Genomic DNA, 18,898 nt, shown 5'->3' on the forward strand with positions numbered 1-18,898 from the left:
AATAGATTATAAGATAAGTAGTTCTTTTGTTGAATGTGTTAAACGTTCGTTACCATTTTGCGTCATAATGATATCGTCCTCGATACGGACACCGCCGATTCCAGGCAGATAGATACCTGGCTCAACTGTGACAACCATATTTGGCTCAAGTACCGTTCCAGAACGGAAAGATAATGCCGGTCCTTCGTGTACTTCAAGACCGATACCATGTCCCGTTGAATGACCAAATGCTTCACCGTAGCCTTTAGATTTGATGTAATCGCGTGCAATTGCATCCGCTTCTATTCCTGTCATACCCGGTTTAATCTCTTTTAAAGCAAGTTCTTGTGCTGCAAGAGTCACTGCGTAAATCTCTTTCAGTTTATCAGAAGGTTCACCGACAGCGACAGTACGCGTAATGTCAGAAATATACCCTTCATACAATGCGCCGAAATCGAGCGTAACAAGATCTCCTGATTCGATTACTTTGTCCGTTGCAACTCCGTGTGGAAGTGCTCCGCGTAAACCAGATGCCACGATAATTGAGAAGGAAGATGAAGTTGCCCCTTGTTTACGCATCGCAAACTCAAGTTCATTTGAGACTTCTAATTCCGTCACGCCCGGCTTGATAAATGTACAAATATGCGTGAATGCATCATCTGCAATTTTAGCTGCTTTTTTCAAAATAGCTAGCTCATCTTCTGTTTTCACCATACGCAGTTTTTCGACGAGTCCCGAAACAGGTTTTAGCTCCGCTTCGACTTTTCCATTATATAGTTCGTAAAGACCAAATGACATATCATCTTTTTCAAAACCGATTGTCCGAAGCTTCATGTTTTTCGCTTGCTCGGCCACTTCTTCAATGATGGTAGTCGTATGCTGAACGATGCGGAAGCCATTGATTTCTCGTTCCGCCTGTTCAGTATAACGGAAATCTGTAATGAACACTGCATCGTCAGACGAGATAAGAGCAAGTCCTGCTGTCCCCGTGAAGCCAGTCATATAACGACGGTTGTACGAGTTCGTAACGAGTAGTGCATCAATGCCATTTTCTGTTAACAGTTCACGTAGTTTTGTCAATTTCACAGTTTCATACCCCTTTTCCCCGGAGAAGGAAAGCGTGGAAGGCGAGTTCATATCCGTCCGTGCCGAATCCAGCTAACTGGCCGATACAGACTGGCGCAATAACGGATGTCTCTCTGAACGGTTCACGGCTATGTATGTTCGAAATATGGATTTCGATGACAGGTACATCAACAGACGCGACAGCATCACGCAGAGCGATACTATAATGCGTAAACGCACCTGGATTGAAGACAATACCATCCAAGCCAGCGTCTTCTGCTTCATGGATTCGGTCGATTAAAGCACCCTCCCAGTTAGATTGGAAGAATGATAGTTCAACACCATGTAACAAAGCCACTTTGTCTAATTTACGTTCAACGTCTTCCAATGTTTCTGCGCCATAAATACCCGGCTCTCTCTTTCCGAGCCTGTTAAGATTGGGTCCGTTCAGAATTAGTAACTTCATCGCCACACCATTCCCCTCACCGTTGTCTATCCCATTTTATCATATCGTTCTTTTGTAGCAACTCATTTTACACTTTCATCCGAAAGTTTCTTCATAAAAACGGCCGTACCAGTAATAAACCTGAAAACTATAGCCATAACGGCAAAATATGGGAGTGATATGGATTTTATAGCTTCTAAAGGCGTTTTCGGTGAGCCAATCGTCCATTCGACTGCAAAAACAACGATAATTCCGATGATTAAGGCAGTAATAGATGGAGGAATTGACGTTGTGAATGAAACCGCAAAATAAACAATAATATATAACAATACTAGCGCTACAAAAAGCAAAGCCCATTTGATTGTGAAATGTGCCGAAGCGAACAACTGCCACTTTTTTGCCCAGCCAACAGGCGACCAGCTTATAAAATTAAATGACTGCAAAAATTTTAGTGCTATTGTAGTGAAAATGGCGCCAATTAGCGCGGTCCATATTAATGTTTTATTAATCATGAAAATCCCTCCTATACAAAGTGTCGGGAGGTTCAGAACATTTTAAACATCATTGTGGAGTGTATGGCTGTTTTTTAGTATAATGAATTATAGGATTTAGTTGATATAAAAGAAAGCGTGGGTAAATGTATGGGAAAAGAACAACAACCTCCCGCTTACGGGGGACAAGCACTTGTCGAAGGGGTAATGTTTGGCGGTAAAAATCATACTGTGGCGGCAATTAGACGGAAGGACGATACAATCGATTACTTCCATCTGCCTAAAGAAAAGAATAGTGTCCGGATGAAACTGAAAAAAATCCCATTTGTTCGGGGGATAGTTGCATTAATCGAATCCGCTGGCGTCGGATCGCGGCATTTAACATTTTCGAGCGAACGGTACGATGTAATGCCGGGAGAAGAAATAGAAAAGGAAGAAGAGACTTCAAAATTAGCGATGGTTCTTGGTGTCGCTGCGGTCGGAGTATTATCTCTGCTTTTCGGGAAATTTGTTTTCACACTTATCCCAGTTTTTCTTGCACAAGCATTGCAGTTTGTTGCTCCAGGGAAAACTGCCCAAATTTTACTTGAAAGTTTGTTCAAACTTATTTTGTTACTGACGTATGTTTCCCTCATCTCGATGACTCCCCTTATTAAACGGGTATTCCAATATCACGGGGCTGAGCATAAAGTAATCAACGCTTATGAAAACAATTTGCCCATGACAGTCGAAAATGTTCAGGCACAGTCAAGACTTCATTTCCGTTGCGGCAGTAGTTTCATGCTATTCACTGTAATTGTTGGGATGTTTGTCTACTTCCTCGTGCCGACCGACCCATTTTGGTTACGCATTGTGAACCGGATTCTTCTTATTCCGGTTGTGCTTGGTATTTCTTTCGAGGTTTTACAATTAACAAACTCACTTCGTAACGTTCCAGTACTGAAATATTTAGGTTATCCTGGATTGTGGCTTCAGTTATTGACGACAAAAGATCCGGACGACAAGCAAGTAGAAGTTGCAATTGCTTCATTCGAAAGATTGTTAGAGATTGAAGAGCATGGCGCTGTGGCTATGGAAGTTGTAACGAAGAGCGATTCTGAAACAGAAACAGAAACTGTTCCTGTAACTTAAGAAAAGCGGAAGCTGCCAATTATGGCTACTTCCGCTTTTTCATTTAATTAGGTATTATTTCTTAAATGTCCAGTCGTCATTTGCATATTTAGTACGTTCAATTTCGAAGACATATTGGAGCTGTTGCTCTGTTAATTCCATAGGTTCCAGTTCCATATCGAGCGCTAATTCAAATCCTTTTGAAAACGCGTCCGCACATTCGCTAACCGTCACTGGACGGTCAACCAATCTATCGATCGCTACCGCTTTCTCAGGCAAGCTTGTACGCATTTGTTCACGCTGCACTTCTGACTTGAATGTAAAAAGGGAAACGAGCTTATCAACATCCAGACTTAGAAGTATCGCACCGTGCTGCAAAATGACACCTTTCTGTCTCGTCTGCGCACTGCCAGCCACTTTCTTTCCTTCAACAACAAGTTCATACCAACTAGGCGCATCAAAACACACGGCGCTTTTTGGTTTTTTTAAATCATCGCTCTGTTGCGCCGTTTGGGGCACTGAAAATGTTGCATCCAGCCCAAGATTACGGAACCCTTCAAGCACACCACCCGAAATAACGCGGTATGCTTCCGTAACCGTTTCAGGCATATTCGGATAACTTTCACTGACAATTACGCTGTATGTAAGTTCATGTTCATGGAGAACGCCTCTTCCTCCAGTAGGTCGCCTGACGAAACCAAGCCCATGTTTTTTCACTTCATCCAAATTTATTTCTTTTTCAACACTTTGAAAATAACCAATCGACAGTGTCGCCGGCTCCCATTCATAAAATCGAAGCACTGGACCAATTTCCCCTTTACTATGCCATTCCAGCAATGCTTCGTCGAGCGCCATGTTGAACGAAGCGCGGCATTTCCCTGAATTAATGAAGTGCCAAACCTTTTTCCCCATCCGAATTCCCCCTTCACAACGACTATCATTTTAACATTCCCTTCAACACTTAAGCTATCTATTTTCATCATCTAAGATCAAAACACCATCCGTCATGTTATATACCTTGTCACAATAGCCAACTAAACGTGTATCATGCGTGACCACAATAGTCGTAGTGTTCTTATTCTTAGTTTCATTTTTCAACAGTTCCATCACTTCATAGGCACGATCTGAGTCTAGGGAAGCCGTTGGTTCATCAGCTAAAATAATAGATGGATTACTATAAAGTGCTTTGGCAATTGCCACTCGCTGACGTTCACCACCGGACAAATCAGCTGGATATTTAGAACGCAAGTCACCAATTCCCAAGTCTTCATAGAGTTCTTCGAGTTGTTTTTTTGTCATATTGTCTTTTTTCACTTGATCCAACAGTTTTAATTGATTTGCGACAGTTAGGAATGGGACAAGATTAGACGCCTGTAAAATGAATCCAATTTCCTTCAGCCGAATTTTTGACCGTTCCTTTTCATTTAAATCCGCAAGATTCTTATCGTTAATTATTACATCTCCTGAAGTAGGCGTAAGAAGCCCGCCCACAATCGTAAGGAATGTGCTTTTGCCCGAACCTGAAGGACCGATAATTGCGATAAGTTCTCCTCTTTCTGCAATGAAGTCAGTTGCCTTCATTGCTTCAACTTGTTTATGACCGCTGCCAAATGTTTTTTTCACTTGAATTAATTCTAAAACTGCCATCATTTATCCTCCTATCGCTTTCAATGGATCGATTCGCACAATTGTAAGGACCGAGAACAATGCGCCCAATATCGCAACGGCAATCAGAATCAGTCCATAGATGAGCATACTTACAAGGTCAAATGCAACAGGCACCGCACTTGGTAAAAATGCTCCCGTAATTAACGCGAATCCAAAACCTATGGCTACACCAATTGCCGACAATAGGAATGTCTGTGCAACGACTGAGCGAGACAGATACCTATTCGAGATGCCTTGTGCTTTCATAACACCAAACATACTTATCTTCTGGACTGTCAATACGTACAAGAAAATTGCTACGATGACCGCCGAAATAACAAACAAGAAATAGATCATGAAATTCAACGTCAAATTCTGTTCTGTATAACCAGGTAAACTCCGTATGAAAGTTTCAATCTCAATAGCTTCGAGTGAATCATCCCGAATGAGACCTGAAGTATCCCCAGTTCGGACAACAATTCCATTTATGCTTTCCTTATTCGCCTCAGCCGCTTCTCCAAACTTGACCCGTTGGAAAGTGGTAAGGTCACTATAAAGTACTGGAGCTGCATTAAATCGCGCTTTGTCTGTGAATCCGACAATTGTTAAAACTTCATCGGAGGAAGATAGTTGCAATTCATCGCCTACTTTAAATCCGTCTTCCTTTAATGCATCACTCGCGACCACTTCGTTACTGCCTGCAAATACTTCTCCTTCCGTAACCTTTGGCATTATGAATTCATCTTTATTTATCCCAAAAATAGAGACGTTGCTCTTCTGATCTCCATTTCCTGCGATAGCATTTATTTGACCAATTACAGCAATTTCCTTTGTATCGATATTATCCACATCAGCCAGTTTAAGAGATGATTGATTCATACTTCTGTCTGATTCCTCAGTCAAAATGATTGATGTCGCTTCCCATTTGTCGACGGATTCTCGATTCATATTTTCCAAGCCATTTGCGAGACCTGATAGAAAGAATACTAAATATGAAACGAGCATTAATATTCCTATGATTAATGTAAATCGCAATTTATTCTTTTTAATTTCATTCCAAGCTAAAAACATTGACTCACATCCATTCTTTTTATATAGTAATATACCATAAATCGGCTTACACTTCGTTTCATACAATTTTACAAGTTCTATATCCTATGAGGAAGACTAATCTAGTCTAACTTGTTTCTCTATTTAGGATATGTATACGGATTAACCGACAGCATCGATAGTCGTAATTTAGCTTGTTCGGACAGTAACACTTCTTCCATAATACTGTTTCTATATGCATATTGCAGATTTAAACCCTATCCCGTAACCTTTTCCCCTTTGAATAGTCAGAGCGTAAACAACTATTTCCTTTAAAAAGGATTCCAATCTATTATAAATACACGAAAAATTAGCCCTAAAAAATGAGCGCACCGATATTCACCTTATCGGCACGAGTGCAATCGACTATGCAACTAAGAATTTTTTTGGCAATCCTATTGATCAAAAATAAGGCACCGGCTTGTTTAGCCGACACCCGCTATTCATAATTCAATCATTTGCGGTTCTTCACCATTGTTATTCATTAAGCGTATTGAATCGGGTAAAACTTTCAAAATGATGAGATTCGGATCTTCTGGACCACTAAACCATGATGCCATATGCTTATTCCAAACCTTCTCTTTAAAGCTTTCATCGTCTGAAATAGTGACAGTCCCTTCAATTTCTAGATAGTCATCTCCAATACCTTTACCATCGTAGCCGATTAATATGTGCGTATATGGATTATTTTCAAGTTCATCCACTTTCTGCGTTTTTTTCGATGTTGCGGTGTATAGTATAAATTCATCACTGAAAAACGTCATGTATCTTGTATGGGGCTTATTCTGTTGAATAGTCGCCATCGTACCCACGAAGCTTTCTTTTAGGATTTTCAGCGCTGTTTTTTTGCATTCATAATGATCTACTCCCTTTTTTCAACATTATTGTAGTTTGCCTCACTAATTAAGAAGCTAAACACAGTTTGTGTACATGGAAAAATTTAAAAGGAATGATGGCATGATTTTAACAAAGACAGGATTGAAAAATGCTATTTTATACGGATTACTCTCCGGTTTAGTTTTAGCAACATTTTTGAAAGGCGTTGAACTAATTACTCACTTAACAGTTTACACACTGTTATTAAACGTCGATTATATTCCTTATATCAACACGTTCGCTTTTCCAGAACTAATTGAAGTAGGTTTTCACCTACTCGTCTCAATCGCTTTAGCAATTTGTTTGTATCTGTTGTTTGTTCACCTAAAAATATCTTCCCGAAAGCAAATCATAGTTACGGCTACTACTGTCTGCCTCATTATCGGTATCGCCCTTTTTCCTACAACAACCTTTTCAGACAAAACACCAGACTTCAGGAGTTTTCCTTCTTTTTCATACTGGATGGCTGGGCATATTATTTATGGTTATATATTAGGTTATTTACTAGCTAAGTCGAAGGACAACTAAGTACCTTACTCACTCCGCTCTCTTCTAGTGAAAAAGTATCTTGCCACTTTTACTTCCTGCGATAACACCACATGACCGAAATCCGAATTATAAAAGGAGGGATTAACCAGTAAAAGTTCAAACTTTTGATCATAATGGCTTTTTAACCGACATCAAAAAAGAGCTTGCCCATTGAACAAGTGCTGTTCAATCTTTATAATGAAAAGGTAGAGAGAAAGGGGAAAGTTGTTTTGAATTATATATTTTTAGGAGCCGTCGCTCTCATCGTAATCATTTATTTCGTTGTGACGATGCTACGTCTGCGTAAAGCCGTTACAAACTTGACGCAGGAGCAATTTATCGAAGGGTATCGGAAAGCACAACTGATTGATGTACGTGAGGCAAAAGATTATGATGCCGGTCATATTTTAGGTGCGCGCAATATCCCTTATTCTCAGTTCCGTCAACGGTTTAAAGAGATCCGTTCAGACAAGCCCGTTTATTTGTACGATCAAAATGGCGGAAAAAGTGCACGTGGAGCATTATTCTTAAAGAAAAAAGACTATCAACAACTGTTTCACCTGCAAGGCGGTTTCCGTCAATGGACAGGTAAAGTGAAAAGTAAATAAAACAGAAACTTCTTCCTTCATTGGAAAACGTTCGTAAGTGTGTAAGTTTATTGGAATTTAAAAAGATGATATTCCGTTCGTATTCGAACGAAATATCATCTTTTTGTTTAGAGTTTCTTGCTCTGATTTCGAAGAAAGCTATAATTGTGAACAAGATTCCCAAAGTTAAAAAGAGATCACATTAACGTTCAAATAAATTCTTACTTCCTGCATTTCTACCTTGAGTAAAATGTAAAACAACTACTAATATTAATGCTAACGCGGGATAAATCATCAATAATCTGACTGCAATCGCCTGTGATTGTTCAGTCATAGAAAACACAAGCATAAAGTTAGAGTAAACAAAAAAAATCAAAAAGAAGAGCCCGCTTATCAAAATTACTTCCGTAACTTTTTCACAATAATTCTTGCTGATCAATAAATATAATAGAAATGGTACCACACATAAAAGAGTAAGTAATAAGTAATTCAGATTGGTTAGTCCACCATCTAATAAAAAATTCCCTAATAGAAGTCGTAAGACGATGGCTGATCCGTAAACTACTAGAAAAACGCCTACAATACACAGTACAAATAAAGTCCTTTTTGACTGTTTTATCTTCCCCACTCCTTTTCTTTAATTATATGTAGTAAAGAAAAGTAAAATCACTTCCATAATGCGAATTGAATATGATCGGACAAAAAGAGAAACCAATGGATTTATAATTGATTTCTCTTTTTCCTAACGAACCAAGCTACGTTTCCTAACCTCCACTAATTATTACAGTACCAATTCAGCATTACCCTCGGGATATAAAGAGAATTCAAACAAAAATTGTTCCAATGTGATCATATCCTTCTCCATTCAAAGTTACTCCTAAAAATGACAAAAAAGCATGCAGAGAAATAAATTACTTTCTCTGCATGCTTTGCTTTTTCACTAGCGACTAATTACAAACTTATGCTTTTGTATAACGAAGTACAGGGAAACGTGCCGCTTTCGTTTCATCAAGACGATTGATAACAGTTGTATGCGGTGCGTTTTGTACGATTTCCGGGTTTTCTTCCACTTCTTTCGCAATTTGAATAAGTGCATCACAGAATGCATCGAGTGTTTCTTTCGATTCTGTTTCTGTAGGCTCAATCATCATGCCTTCCTCAACGTTAAGTGGGAAGTAAATTGTAGGCGGGTGATAGCCAAAGTCAAGCAGTCGCTTCGCCATATCCAGCGTACGCACGCCCAGTTTCTTCTGACGGCGACCCGACAGAACAAATTCATGTTTACAATGACGGTTATATGGCAAATCGAAATGTGGCTCCAATCTGCGCATCATGTAGTTCGCATTCAATACGGCATATTCCGTAACAGCTTTCAGGCCATCTGGCCCCATTGAACGAATATACGTGTATGCACGCAGATAGATACCGAAGTTACCGTAGAACGGTTTAACACGACCAATCGATTGTGGTAAATTGTATTCAAATGTGTAAACTTCATCTTTTTTCACAAGGACTGGTTTCGGCAGGAATGGAATAAGATCCTTCTTCACGCCAACCGGACCTGAACCTGGTCCACCGCCACCATGTGGTCCTGTGAATGTTTTGTGCAAGTTTAAGTGAACAGCATCGAAGCCCATATCGCCAGGGCGTGCTTTAGACATAACCGCATTCAAGTTTGCGCCGTCATAATAAAGTTTTCCGCCAGCAGCATGAACGATCTCAGCCATTTCAAGAATTTCTTCTTCAAAAAGACCAAGTGTATTCGGATTCGTCAGCATAAGCGCCGCCGTGTCATCCCCTACATGTCGTTTCAGGTCCTCAAGATCTACAAGTCCGTCTTCACCTGATTTGACTGTAATCGTGTCGAAACCAGCAACTGTAGCTGATGCCGGGTTTGTACCGTGTGCAGAATCGGGAACAAGTACTTTTGTACGTTTGAAGTCGCCGTTAGCTTCATGGAAAGCCCGAATCATCATCAATGCTGTCCACTCGCCGTGCGCCCCTGCCGCCGGCTGAAGTGTCACTTCATCCATTCCTGTAATTTCTACAAGATGCTCTTGCAGGTCATATAAAACCTCTAGTGCACCTTGAACAGTCGACTCTTCTTGCAATGGATGAATATTCGCGAATCCAGGATAACGTGCAACGGATTCGTTGATTTTCGGATTATATTTCATCGTACATGATCCAAGTGGATAAAATCCTGAATCGATACCATGGTTACGATTGGAAAGTGCAGTGTAATGACGCATAATGTCAAGTTCAGAAACTTCCGGAAGTTCAGCAGCTTCCTCGCGTACAAATCCCTTTGGTAATAGATTGGAAAGGTCAAGTTCAGGGACATCAAGTTCAGGAAGACTATAACCTATCCGTCCTTCTCTAGTAAGTTCGAAAATTAACGCCTGGTTATCTTTATGCATGAAGGGCCTCCATTTCCTGCACAAGTGCATCGATTTCTTCTTTCGTACGCTGTTCTGTAACGGCGATTAGTGCATGGTTAGCAAATTCAGGATACGTCAGGCCTAAGTCATAACCACCGATAATCCCTTTTGTAAATAGGTTTGCATTTACTTCTTTTACAGACCGTTTGCAATCAACGACGATTTCGTTGAAATGTGATCCACTAAATTTAACGTCGAAGCCAGCTTTTTCAAAGGTTTCTTTCGCATAGCGTGTTTTAACAATGTTCTGGTAGGCGATTTCTTGTGCGCCTATTTTACCGAGCGCAGTCATCGCTACAGAAGCAGCAAGTGCGTTCAACGCTTGGTTTGAACAGATATTAGACGTCGCTTTATCACGGCGGATATGTTGTTCACGTGCTTGAAGTGTCAACACGTAGCCACGACGGCCTTCATCATCAGTTGTTTCTCCAACAAGACGACCTGGAACTTTACGCATCAACTTTTTCGTCACCGCAAAATAACCACAATGTGGTCCGCCAAATGATTCAGGAATACCGAATGGTTGTGCATCACCAACTGTAATGTCGGCACCAAGCTTACCTGGTGGTGTTAGTATGCCAAGTGCAAGCGGATTTGATGAAACAACGAACAGTCCGCCTTTAGCATGTGCAATTTCACCAATTTTTTGAATATCTTCGATTTGACCAAAGAAATTTGGGTATTGTACAAGGACTGCAGCTGTATCCTCATCCATCATTTCTTCTAGCTTAGCCATATCAGTTACGCCATCTTTTTGTGGAATTGTGACCACTTCGATATACTGCCCAGACGCATAAGAAAGTACAACATCACGCGATTCAGGGTTAACTGTTTCAGAAATAAGAAGTTTTTTACGGCGTGTATGACCTGATGCAAGCGTACCCGCTTCTGCAAGAGCTGTTCCGCCGTCATACATAGATGAGTTTGCAAGATCCATACCTGTCAGTTCACAGATCATTGTCTGGAATTCAAAGATAGCCTGCAATTCACCTTGCGAGATTTCCGGTTGGTAAGGTGTATAAGCCGTATAGAACTCGGATCGTGAAATGACATGGTCGACAATGATCGGCTTGTAATGATCATAGACACCTGCGCCAAGGAATGATGCATATGTACGCGCATCCGCATTTTTCGCTGCAAGTTTTGAAAGTTCTTTTGTCAAAGAAGACTCGGATTTCGCTTTTTTAATATTGTACTCGCCTTTAAATCTAACCTTTTCAGGAATATCTTCAAAAAGTTCATCTACGGAAGTAATTCCGATTGTTTTCATCATTTCATCGCGATCGGTTTCAGTCATTGGAATATAACGATGCTGCATGTCCTCTTAACCCCTTTTCATAGATGGTATATGATTAGCGTTTATAAAATGGTGTAGCGATAATTACTGCTTTCAAACGCTTAGCACGAATTTCGACTTCAATTTCAGTTCCTTCAGCAGTGTGTTCACTGTTTAGAAGTGCAAAACCAATGTTCTTTTTAAGTGTCGGTGATTGTGTACCCGTTGTTACTTCACCAATTTGTTCTTCGCCAAGGAATACTTTATAACCTGTACGCGGAATTCCTTTGTCGATCATTTCCACGCCGACAAGTTTACGCGGCACACCATTTTCTTTTTGGGAAGCTAGAACTTCTTTACCAAAGAAATCCTCTTCTTTATTCAACTTCACAACGAAGCTAAGGCCCGTTTCAAGTGGTGAAATATCTTTTGATAGTTCTTGTCCATATAGTGGTAAACCAGCCTCAAAACGTAGTGTATCACGTGCACCAAGACCTGCTGGTACAACACCTTCACTTGCGCCCGCTTTCAGAATAACACTCCATAATGCGACAATTGCTTCAGGAGAGCCGTAAATTTCGAATCCATCTTCTCCCGTGTATCCAGTACGCGAAACAAGAACTTGGTGTCCGGAAATGTCAACATTTTCTTTGAAACGGAAAAACTTAATGTCTGCTAAAGGCTCATCCGTCAATGTTTGAAGTACTTCTTGCGCAATAGGTCCTTGCAATGCAAGCAGTGCGTAAGAAGATGATGCGTCCTCAATTTTGACATCGTCCGTAGTATGGCTATTCATCCACTCAAGATCTTTGTCGATATTTGAAGCATTGACTACCAAAAGGTAATTATTATCCCCACGTTTGTAGATTAAAAGATCATCCACAGTCCCGCCACTTTCATAACACATAGCCGTGTATTGAGCTTGTCCGTCTTTAAGTTTCGATACATCGTTCGTAACCATCTTTTGCAAATATGATAATGCGCCTTCTCCTGTGACAAGCACTTCGCCCATGTGCGAAACATCAAAAAGACCTGCTTTTGTCCGTACAGCTTCGTGTTCAGCTTTAATGCTTGAAAACTGAACAGGTAATTCCCAACCACCAAAATCAATCGTTTTACCGCCGTATTCAGCGTAACTGTCAAAAAGAACCGTGCGTTTCAATGACTCTGACAAGTTCTATTCCCCCTTAAAAATTTGATAAAAAAAGACAGAGGTCCCCTAATTAGGAAACCTCTGTCCTTGTACCTGAAAGTTTGACCTTGCGGCTTTCCTCGTTGGTGACCAGCTTAACCGGCGCTCTCCAGAGATGCGTCATGTATGAGTCTTGTTACCTGAGAGATTCATAACAATAAGTTACTTGCTCCTTCGGCGACGCCATTGCGTGCTCTCCCCATACAATCATTCGCGTTATTCAATTGAAATAAAGATAACTAAGATTCGGACAACTAATGCCCTTTCGCCTTATATCTTAACATTTCATTTTTAAAAGCGCAATACTTTTTAATTGACAGTCGTTTTAACGAACTAAAATAGATATTAACTATAAATCGTTCGTCTTTTTGGTCATTAATTAAATTTTCGTCCAATTAAAGGAATAAGAAAACGATAATCGGTGGTTTATTTTCGTTTTCATTTATATTTCCCCTTTAAGTCTTCCTATTTGGAATGCGATATAATCCACAATGTCACGCAAAGATCGATTTTCCGTTTCGACTTTAAAATGTGCACCATGTAGATATTGAGGTTTTCGATTATTAAACAACTGTTCAAGGTCGGAGCGTGTCGATCTTTGTACAATCGGTCGGTTTCGGTCCGTGGAAATCCGTCGCCATATGTCACGAAACGGAGCATTCAGAAAAAAGACAAGACCTGTTTCCCGCATAATCTCCCTATTTTCTTTACGCATCGCCACACCACCACCTGTCGCAATGATACAAAATTCATCACGGAACGTGCGAAGGAACTCCGTTTCCATTTCACGAAAACGTTCTTCACCATACATTTCAAATATTTGGGGGATCGTCAAACCAGTCATCCTCACGATTTCAGTATCCATATCATAATATGGCATTTTCGTCGCAAAGCTGAGTCGTTTACCGATCGCACTCTTCCCACATCCCATATAGCCAATTAAATACACTTTTTTCATGTCATCACCCACTTGGCAGAACGAATAGTTTTATCCGTTCCGTTTCATTGTTCTCACCGTTTCGTTTTCATAATACGTTTCAAGCGAATCATAACTTCTTTGAATACTATCATGCCATGAAACGAGGGAGAAAAGAAAGAGACTAACGAAAAATAATAAAATAATTGCGGCAGCAAGCATGGATCCATGTTCATTTCGGATAAAATCCAACCGCAAAACCCCTTACTTTAATGGAATCATTCAACATTGTCACATTAGCAGTTATAGTTATTCCATCAAATGTAAACGTGACTGCCTTTACTCCTGTAACTAAAGGAATATGCCCAGTTGTGTCTACTCGCTTCCGGATAACTGTTCCGCTTTGTTCAATATCAATCAGCCCCCGATTGTTCTTAAGCCGGATTGCACTTCCACCGTTAACCAATCGGATTTCGTTGACGTCAGATAGAAGGTATTGTAAATCGGCCGAGAATAATTCCCATTCAGTTGATGAGTAATCTGTATAGTGTTGTTCTATCGAGCCTTTCCAGAAGAAAAATAACAGGAATAGATGAATGAAAATGGTCATGATGATTAGTTGAAAGATACTTTCTAAAAATGTATAGCCCTGTTCATTTGGTTTCTTCACGAATGAACGCATTTATTGAACACCTTCTCGACTATCTCATAAGACACACAAACGGATTGTCCGTCAATAGTCCAATTATAATCCACTCCATCAACTCGACGGACACCCTCCATCAAACCATACGCTCTAAAATAAATAGCCCCTTGATGAGTAGTTTCCGCCGCATACATATGCGCCTTCTTTATTTGTAACTTTGAGGTCACTATTGAAGCAAATGGAAGTAGTGTCCCAAATATTACAATCACAATCGTCAATGTAAGTACCGCTTCCGGCCATGAGTATCCCCCTTCATTCATAGATAATCATCCTTCCACGCTGAAATTGAAATCGTATTTCGATAATTCCGGAACTCGTTAAGAATGCCATTGTACCAGACTTCAGGATATCTCCATTTCCACGAAATTCAATCGCCTTCAATTGGCTCGTGCCTGCCAAACGCATCCCATTAGGAAAAACGTTTCGTGCAACTTCAACTTTCACTTCCCCGTCCACCAAATAAGATGTGATATATTCAGTTCCCGAATCCTTGAATTGCAATCCTGTTGTTACATAGTTTGCCATCGAATAAGCTTGTAAATTATAGACAGTAGCTATAAATGCTTGAAGCGCGTCATCCTCAGATTCAGCTTGTATCCATTTGTCACCTATAGGCAAAATGATTGCTGTTATAATTGACAAAACAGCTAATACTAGAACCATTTCAAGGAACGTGAATCCACTTTCCTTAGTCTGCTCCAAAACTGGCGGTTCCCCCCACCTTATCCACTTTCCCATCTCCATCAATTGACAATTGCGTTCCATCAGGGCACTGGGCATTTTCGGGCAGATATTCCTTTTCAGTCATTTCTGCAAGGGAGGTCGGCAGATGTTTTTCATTCATTTTAAACGCCTCAATTTGTCCTTGAACCATTTGCATATAAGCATCACACCCCTTTTCATCAATTGACTTAGAATGCTTTGTGACATTCGGGATTGCAATGAGAATGAGAACCGAAATAATCAAGAGAACGATCATCATTTCAATTAGCGTGAACGCTTTTTCATTATGAATAAATTTCATCAAATTCTCCCCCTCATAATTTATCCATCATTCCGTAAACCGGTAAAAGTAAAGCGAGATATGCTGCCAAAATACAGATTGCAATGATACTAAATAAAACTGGCTGAAGTAGCGCCAATGCCTTCGCTAGCTTCTCATCAATCGCTTCACTTAGATGTTCGCTGTAAATCTGAAGTTCTTTCGGTAGATAACCGCTGTCTTCACCATGCTTGGCGAATGCAGCCAGTTGGTCCATCAATCCTTCTGTCCTACTTATCGCGGTGTGGAGTGAATCTCCAAAAACTACCTGCTCTTTGACATTTTTCGTAATTTCACTTAACACTAGATCCAAATTTTGATCAATTAATACATCCAAAGCATTTTGCAAGGATAGGCCCGACTGAAGCAATCCCCCAATTTCACTAGAAAAGTCGCGAGTCTTTACTATCGAAAAGAATGTACTAGCGACAGGGATGGACATTAATACGCGAATTTTTGTTGCAGGCGCAAACTTTTTGTAGATAATGGTGCATAATACCGTTAGTAATGCAGAGACTAACACCATACTTATGATGAAATCGGGGATTCTCGTCACAAGCGAGGGTAATGACGAAACAAATCCATCCCCTTGACCTTTTCTAGATATCGCTAACGCTTCCATGTTAGGTAAAAAGTACCTTCGGAAGGCCATAAGCAATGCGGCAATCAGAATAAAAAGAACCACAGGATAAATAAGTAGATTTTTTAACTTCTTCCTTTTTTCTTCTGCTTTTCTCATACGAACAGCCATGCCCCTCAAAGCCTGCGCTACTCGCCCATCCACTTCAGCAATCGCGATAGGAAGAAGCGTTCCGGATGAGAACCCAAAACTAGCAAGGATATGAGTGACACCGAACCCTTCCTTAAAATCTTTATTCATTGCTTCCAGCACAGGATTATAATCTTTCAAATGATGTGGTACTAACAAAGTAACTGAATCATGAAATGTGTATCCCTCAGTTAATAACACAGAAAGTCTTTCTAGAAATACCGGTCGATTTTGGAATTTTTCTTTTTTGTGAAATAACAATCTTTTTTTTGATTTATCCATCTTGCACCACACTTGGCCTGTTATATTTCTGAAAAAGCGACTCCACTTTATGTTCCTCAGGAACAATTACTCTTTCACCTTTCATGATGGTGTCCGTCATTCGATTAAGCGTGTCTCCTTGAATAATTTCAAATACCGCTCCCCTTTTTCCGGAAGCACTGCGAATGAGACGTTGCGCTGAAATACAGACAATGGTTTGTCTTAATTCTTCGGCAGAAATACCAAAATCCATCATCCTATAAAAACAGCCTGCTGGATCTTTAGAGTGCACGGATGTCAGTACTAAATGTCCAGTCAAGGCGGCTTGAATTGCAATTTTTGCCGTTTCACTATCACGTATTTCTCCAATCATGATGACATCCGGTGAATGACGTAATATCGCCTTTAGACCTGCCGAGTACGTCATACCGGACCGTTCGTTTACTTGAATTTGAAGCAGATGTGAATGATTATTTTCAACAGGATCTTCCAATGTGATTACATGCCGTTCTAGATGATTGACAGTAAGGCGTGGTATGAAAACATGTTAATGACGTTGATTTACCAATAAATAAAACAGTCACTCTCTATATAGAAGGTGGCTGTTTTATTTACCATAAAAGCCAGTTCTCAATAGTAGGTTTGCTACTCTTATATTTCGGAGGACCATCGCGTTGCTCTAACCAGTTATAGAAAGGTACTGGACGTACATTTGAAGCCTTGCCCTCCACAGATGATGTACTAACCTTCATATTACTCCTACGCTCTACAGCCTCGCTGTGTGCCCCTTTATACACTGCTCGTAATGTAGTAGATATTGTTAGTACACCTTCATTAACATCACGAATAATATTTAGCAGCACATCTTTAGCGCGAACAAAATCACGCGCATCATTTATTTCAGATGACAATACAACTTTATGCAATTCGTCCTTCAATTCATCTTTCATTGGTAAGCTGTGCATGAAATCAAACAACGTCACTTGCCATTCGTTCATATACTCTTTTTTCTCCTCAGCTTGCAAAGCTAATTCGTCCCCGACGCTTATAATATTATTTGCTTGTATAGATTTTAAAAGATTAAAAGATTTAATGCTTGGGTCATTTTCAATCGGCTCTGAAACCTCGTCATAACTAGTCTCTTGGACTACCTCTCGCTGTTTCATAGTCGCTGTGTCAGCAAAGGGCAATATTTTATAAACGTTAGCTCCCATGATGCCATTTAATTTTGTTTGGTTTACTTTTTCGATAATGCCGACTGCAGCTAACTTTTTAATCGCTCGCATAAAAGTACTTCGCGAGATCCCAACAGCTTTACAAACCGTTTCAGCTTTAAGGTGTGAAGCTCCAGGGTACATCAACGAACGACCAGCAATGGCGAAAACGATAGCACGTTCATTAGCCGTTAAATCTAATCTGTATTTATCAATATGTTGTTTTACGTTTGAATCCATATCTGCTACTGATTTGAATGTTGCGTATACTGCTAAATATTCAAATGCCATCGTTTTCACCTCGCTTTCTTATTTTAGTCAAACTACGATATTATACTTTGAAGCGTTTAGTTGAGTAAGGTTCTGAAAATCTAGAATCATCAAAGGAAATAATAACTCTTAAAGCATTAGCAACTGAAACCATTCTGTTATAACGATTCTTCCAATAGACAAGAGACTTTGCGTTTTTATTACCGTTGTTAATGGCGATTTTACAAATGTCGCAATCTGTTTGTATATCTTTTAAAGCACCAGTTAAATCTAGTTTTTCGAAAGTCCAATTAACCTTCACATCAACTTCCTCTACCGCATTACTTCTAACCCATTGATCATCCACCCATGGCTCCAATCCACATTCACTGCACTCATATAGATGCTCATTCACTATTTCACCACAATCCTCATACGTTCCGGATTCACCAGTGAATTTAGCAAGCGTCTTATCGTAAGACTGTGGATGACACTCCATACAAATGCTGTTGATGTATCGACTTGGCTTACACACGTTACACGCACCTCCACTTCACTTATTAGTGAAAATAATTCACTTGTTAATAACAATATACACCTTAAAAGTGTAGTTGTAAATAAGAATACACTAATTAGTGAAATATAATTTTGTTTCAGTGAACTTATGATGTATAATAGTGACAACAAGAAAATTTAAGGTGGTGTAATACACGTGGGAATGGCGAAGAAGATAAAGCTATTAATGGTAGAACGTGATGTGACTGCTTCAAAACTCGCTGATATGATGGGAACTTCGCAATCAAATATTTCTAACAAGTTGAAACGGGATAATTTCAGCGAGAATGAATTGGAGGTAATCGCGGAGATATTGGATGCTAAATACGAAGCGCACTTTGTATTAGAGGATGGCCGTAAGTTTTAAAACAGATGACTAATTACTAGTTGTCTGTTTTTTCTTTTACCCATTTATTCCTAAATGACGTACTATTGAACTATCAGAAAGTTTAGGGGGAAT

Annotated in this window: 24 protein-coding genes and 1 riboswitch; of the genes, 4 read left to right on the forward strand and 20 right to left on the reverse strand. The window is 39.9% G+C overall.

All coding sequences use genetic code 11. The features are described from left to right. Nucleotides 1-6: 6 nt before the first annotated feature. From MKX62_RS20490 to MKX62_RS20500, 3 genes are all read right to left on the reverse strand, one after another. Entirely contained in the window at nt 7-1,116 is a 1,110-nt protein-coding gene (locus MKX62_RS20490; RefSeq protein ID WP_304626826.1) for a M24 family metallopeptidase, read from the reverse strand. Beyond that, nucleotides 1,070-1,510, reverse strand: coding sequence for a type II 3-dehydroquinate dehydratase (gene aroQ / locus MKX62_RS20495; RefSeq protein ID WP_067209918.1), 441 nt, complete (start codon nt 1,508-1,510; stop codon nt 1,070-1,072). The genes MKX62_RS20490 and aroQ overlap by 47 nt, the downstream gene beginning before the upstream one ends. A gap of 62 nt (nt 1,511-1,572) precedes the next feature. After that, nucleotides 1,573-2,001, reverse strand: a complete 429-nt coding sequence (locus MKX62_RS20500; RefSeq protein WP_067209921.1) for a hypothetical protein — start codon at nt 1,999-2,001, stop codon at nt 1,573-1,575. 129 nt (nt 2,002-2,130) lie between these two features. On the opposite strand from MKX62_RS20500, the gene MKX62_RS20505 reads away from it, so the two are divergent. Next, nucleotides 2,131-3,111, forward strand: coding sequence for a DUF1385 domain-containing protein (locus MKX62_RS20505; RefSeq protein WP_340742178.1), 981 nt, complete (start codon nt 2,131-2,133; stop codon nt 3,109-3,111). A 54-nt stretch (nt 3,112-3,165) separates the two neighbouring features. On the opposite strand, the gene MKX62_RS20510 is transcribed toward MKX62_RS20505, so the two are convergent. From MKX62_RS20510 to MKX62_RS20525, 4 genes are all read right to left on the reverse strand, one after another. Then, a complete protein-coding gene (locus tag MKX62_RS20510) occupies nt 3,166-4,002 on the reverse strand; it encodes a lipoate--protein ligase family protein (RefSeq protein ID WP_067209926.1) in 837 nt (278 codons plus the stop codon). Nucleotides 4,003-4,056: 54 nt separating this feature from the next. Beyond that, complete coding sequence (locus tag MKX62_RS20515) at nt 4,057-4,737, reverse strand: ABC transporter ATP-binding protein (RefSeq protein WP_067209928.1); 681 nt, start codon at nt 4,735-4,737, stop codon at nt 4,057-4,059. Nucleotides 4,738-4,740: 3 nt separating this feature from the next. After that, a complete protein-coding gene (locus tag MKX62_RS20520; RefSeq protein WP_340742179.1) occupies nt 4,741-5,808 on the reverse strand; it encodes an ABC transporter permease in 1,068 nt (355 codons plus the stop codon). Nucleotides 5,809-6,269: 461 nt separating this feature from the next. Then, nucleotides 6,270-6,662 (reverse strand): pyridoxamine 5'-phosphate oxidase family protein, encoded by a 393-nt coding sequence (locus MKX62_RS20525; protein ID WP_340742611.1) that lies wholly within the window; start codon nt 6,660-6,662, stop codon nt 6,270-6,272. Between the two features lie 121 nt (nt 6,663-6,783). On the opposite strand from MKX62_RS20525, the gene MKX62_RS20530 reads away from it, so the two are divergent. Beyond that, complete coding sequence (locus tag MKX62_RS20530) at nt 6,784-7,230, forward strand: hypothetical protein (protein WP_197485316.1); 447 nt, start codon at nt 6,784-6,786, stop codon at nt 7,228-7,230. Between the two features lie 290 nt (nt 7,231-7,520). Continuing rightward, complete coding sequence (locus MKX62_RS20535) at nt 7,521-7,838, forward strand: rhodanese-like domain-containing protein (RefSeq protein ID WP_187047903.1); 318 nt, start codon at nt 7,521-7,523, stop codon at nt 7,836-7,838. A 938-nt stretch (nt 7,839-8,776) separates the two neighbouring features. On the opposite strand, the gene gcvPB is transcribed toward MKX62_RS20535, so the two are convergent. From gcvPB to MKX62_RS20600, 13 genes are all read right to left on the reverse strand, one after another. Continuing rightward, on the reverse strand, nt 8,777-10,237 hold the full coding sequence (gcvPB, locus tag MKX62_RS20540) for an aminomethyl-transferring glycine dehydrogenase subunit GcvPB (RefSeq protein WP_067209940.1): 1,461 nt from the start codon (nt 10,235-10,237) through the stop codon (nt 8,777-8,779). Beyond that, entirely contained in the window at nt 10,230-11,576 is a 1,347-nt protein-coding gene (gcvPA, locus tag MKX62_RS20545; protein WP_187045005.1) for an aminomethyl-transferring glycine dehydrogenase subunit GcvPA, read from the reverse strand. Before gcvPA ends, gcvPB begins: the two co-directional genes overlap by 8 nt. Before the next feature lie 34 nt (nt 11,577-11,610). Beyond that, entirely contained in the window at nt 11,611-12,708 is a 1,098-nt protein-coding gene (gcvT, locus tag MKX62_RS20550; protein ID WP_340742180.1) for a glycine cleavage system aminomethyltransferase GcvT, read from the reverse strand. Nucleotides 12,709-12,844: 136 nt separating this feature from the next. After that, nucleotides 12,845-12,937, reverse strand: a riboswitch (glycine riboswitch). A gap of 231 nt (nt 12,938-13,168) precedes the next feature. Beyond that, a complete protein-coding gene (locus MKX62_RS20555) occupies nt 13,169-13,684 on the reverse strand; it encodes a shikimate kinase (RefSeq protein ID WP_187045006.1) in 516 nt (171 codons plus the stop codon). A gap of 30 nt (nt 13,685-13,714) precedes the next feature. Next, nucleotides 13,715-13,894 (reverse strand): hypothetical protein, encoded by a 180-nt coding sequence (locus MKX62_RS20560; protein ID WP_340742181.1) that lies wholly within the window; start codon nt 13,892-13,894, stop codon nt 13,715-13,717. Continuing rightward, nucleotides 13,875-14,324, reverse strand: a complete 450-nt coding sequence (comGF, locus tag MKX62_RS20565) for a competence type IV pilus minor pilin ComGF (RefSeq protein ID WP_187045008.1) — start codon at nt 14,322-14,324, stop codon at nt 13,875-13,877. Before comGF ends, MKX62_RS20560 begins: the two co-directional genes overlap by 20 nt. Continuing rightward, nucleotides 14,309-14,608, reverse strand: a complete 300-nt coding sequence (locus tag MKX62_RS20570) for a hypothetical protein (RefSeq protein ID WP_187045009.1) — start codon at nt 14,606-14,608, stop codon at nt 14,309-14,311. Before MKX62_RS20570 ends, comGF begins: the two co-directional genes overlap by 16 nt. After that, a complete protein-coding gene (locus tag MKX62_RS20575) occupies nt 14,601-15,050 on the reverse strand; it encodes a type II secretion system protein (protein WP_187045010.1) in 450 nt (149 codons plus the stop codon). Before MKX62_RS20575 ends, MKX62_RS20570 begins: the two co-directional genes overlap by 8 nt. Continuing rightward, nucleotides 15,037-15,372, reverse strand: coding sequence for a competence type IV pilus major pilin ComGC (gene comGC / locus MKX62_RS20580; protein WP_338656443.1), 336 nt, complete (start codon nt 15,370-15,372; stop codon nt 15,037-15,039). The genes MKX62_RS20575 and comGC overlap by 14 nt, the downstream gene beginning before the upstream one ends. A 13-nt stretch (nt 15,373-15,385) precedes the next feature. Beyond that, nucleotides 15,386-16,441 carry a competence type IV pilus assembly protein ComGB gene (comGB, locus tag MKX62_RS20585; RefSeq protein ID WP_340742182.1) on the reverse strand — a complete coding sequence of 352 codons (1,056 nt, stop codon included), beginning with the start codon at nt 16,439-16,441 and terminating at the stop codon, nt 15,386-15,388. Next, the gene (locus MKX62_RS20590) at nt 16,434-16,913 is read right to left on the reverse strand and encodes an ATPase, T2SS/T4P/T4SS family (protein WP_445683541.1); all 480 of its coding nucleotides are present in this window, start codon (nt 16,911-16,913) and stop codon (nt 16,434-16,436) included. Before MKX62_RS20590 ends, comGB begins: the two co-directional genes overlap by 8 nt. Before the next feature lie 118 nt (nt 16,914-17,031). Beyond that, nucleotides 17,032-17,925: a helix-turn-helix domain-containing protein gene (locus MKX62_RS20595; RefSeq protein ID WP_340742183.1), complete on the reverse strand. Its 894-nt coding sequence runs from the start codon at nt 17,923-17,925 to the stop codon at nt 17,032-17,034. 40 nt (nt 17,926-17,965) lie between these two features. Beyond that, nucleotides 17,966-18,418, reverse strand: coding sequence for a hypothetical protein (locus MKX62_RS20600; protein ID WP_340742184.1), 453 nt, complete (start codon nt 18,416-18,418; stop codon nt 17,966-17,968). Nucleotides 18,419-18,601: 183 nt separating this feature from the next. Between MKX62_RS20600 and MKX62_RS20605 the strand changes: the two genes are divergently transcribed. Further along, nucleotides 18,602-18,805, forward strand: a complete 204-nt coding sequence (locus MKX62_RS20605) for a helix-turn-helix domain-containing protein (protein WP_340742612.1) — start codon at nt 18,602-18,604, stop codon at nt 18,803-18,805. The last annotated feature ends 93 nt before the right edge of the window (nt 18,806-18,898 follow it).

Origin of the sequence: Sporosarcina sp. FSL K6-5500, assembly GCF_038005665.1 — a bacterium.
Taxonomy (GTDB): Bacteria; Bacillota; Bacilli; order Bacillales_A; family Planococcaceae; genus Sporosarcina; species Sporosarcina psychrophila.

Coding starts and splice junctions, on each gene's coding strand:
- MKX62_RS20490 (WP_304626826.1), bottom strand. CDS start 1,116: ATGAACTCGCCTTCCACGCTTTCCTTCTCCGGGGAAAAGGGGTATGAA.
- aroQ (WP_067209918.1), bottom strand. CDS start 1,510: ATGAAGTTACTAATTCTGAACGGACCCAATCTTAACAGGCTCGGAAAG.
- MKX62_RS20500 (WP_067209921.1), bottom strand. CDS start 2,001: ATGATTAATAAAACATTAATATGGACCGCGCTAATTGGCGCCATTTTC.
- MKX62_RS20505 (WP_340742178.1), top strand. CDS start 2,131: ATGGGAAAAGAACAACAACCTCCCGCTTACGGGGGACAAGCACTTGTC.
- MKX62_RS20510 (WP_067209926.1), bottom strand. CDS start 4,002: ATGGGGAAAAAGGTTTGGCACTTCATTAATTCAGGGAAATGCCGCGCT.
- MKX62_RS20515 (WP_067209928.1), bottom strand. CDS start 4,737: ATGGCAGTTTTAGAATTAATTCAAGTGAAAAAAACATTTGGCAGCGGT.
- MKX62_RS20520 (WP_340742179.1), bottom strand. CDS start 5,808: ATGTTTTTAGCTTGGAATGAAATTAAAAAGAATAAATTGCGATTTACA.
- MKX62_RS20530 (WP_197485316.1), top strand. CDS start 6,784: ATGATTTTAACAAAGACAGGATTGAAAAATGCTATTTTATACGGATTA.
- MKX62_RS20535 (WP_187047903.1), top strand. CDS start 7,521: ATGCTACGTCTGCGTAAAGCCGTTACAAACTTGACGCAGGAGCAATTT.
- gcvPB (WP_067209940.1), bottom strand. CDS start 10,237: ATGCATAAAGATAACCAGGCGTTAATTTTCGAACTTACTAGAGAAGGA.
- gcvPA (WP_187045005.1), bottom strand. CDS start 11,576: ATGCAGCATCGTTATATTCCAATGACTGAAACCGATCGCGATGAAATG.
- MKX62_RS20555 (WP_187045006.1), bottom strand. CDS start 13,684: ATGAAAAAAGTGTATTTAATTGGCTATATGGGATGTGGGAAGAGTGCG.
- comGF (WP_187045008.1), bottom strand. CDS start 14,324: ATGCGTTCATTCGTGAAGAAACCAAATGAACAGGGCTATACATTTTTA.
- MKX62_RS20570 (WP_187045009.1), bottom strand. CDS start 14,608: ATGAATGAAGGGGGATACTCATGGCCGGAAGCGGTACTTACATTGACG.
- comGC (WP_338656443.1), bottom strand. CDS start 15,372: ATGAAATTTATTCATAATGAAAAAGCGTTCACGCTAATTGAAATGATG.
- comGB (WP_340742182.1), bottom strand. CDS start 16,441: ATGGATAAATCAAAAAAAAGATTGTTATTTCACAAAAAAGAAAAATTC.
- MKX62_RS20595 (WP_340742183.1), bottom strand. CDS start 17,925: ATGGCATTTGAATATTTAGCAGTATACGCAACATTCAAATCAGTAGCA.
- MKX62_RS20605 (WP_340742612.1), top strand. CDS start 18,602: ATGGCGAAGAAGATAAAGCTATTAATGGTAGAACGTGATGTGACTGCT.